1 protein-coding gene is annotated in these 705 nt (G+C 39.7%); it reads right to left on the bottom strand.

Annotation, left to right across the window (positions count from 1 at the left end; translation table 11 throughout):
* The coding region (locus AC1EKE_RS08185) for an HAD-IC family P-type ATPase (protein ID WP_480309009.1) at positions 1 to 705 on the bottom strand (705 nt) is incomplete at both ends.

Genomic DNA, 705 nt, shown 5'->3' on the forward strand with positions numbered 1-705 from the left:
TGTGGACAAGCTATAACTAAAGTTGTGATAGCAAGTTTTACTGCCGTTGGGATGTCCGCTATAAGCGTCCATACTACAAAAGCTATTAGTGCGACAATGATCGCAATATAGAAGAGCCACCCTGCAACCTTTTGAGCAATATTTTCTGCTCTGGAAGGCTGACTTTGAGCTTGGCTGATTAAATTCTGAACTTGAGAGATGAAGGATTGATCACCTGTCTCATTCACTTTAATATAAAGAACCCCTTCCCCATTTGTTGAGCCCCCGATCACTTCATCGCCAGGTCCTTTTTTAATTGACTTAGATTCCCCAGTCAAAAGAGCCTCATTTAGACGTGATTCTCCGCGCTCGATAGTTCCATCTGCTGGCACATTTTCTCCAGCTTGAACTCGAATTAAATCACCTACCTTTAAGTCAGCAACTGGTCGTATTTCTATTGAATCGTCATCTAATACCACATGAGCATCTTTTGGTACTAGCTTAGCCAGTTCTTCTTGTGCATCTCCTGCTTCTCCAATAGCTTTCATCTCAATCCAGTGACCCAATAACATGATTAATAGTAATGAAGCAAATTCAAAGAAAAAGTCCATGACCTGTTCACCCGTTACGTAGCTTGTTATTACAGTATAAATACTATATAAATATGAAACACTTAAACCTAAAGAAACGAGAGCCATCATTCCAGGTTCTTTTTGTTTAAATTCG

The organism is Porphyromonas sp. C0041D3 (genome assembly GCF_056590575.1).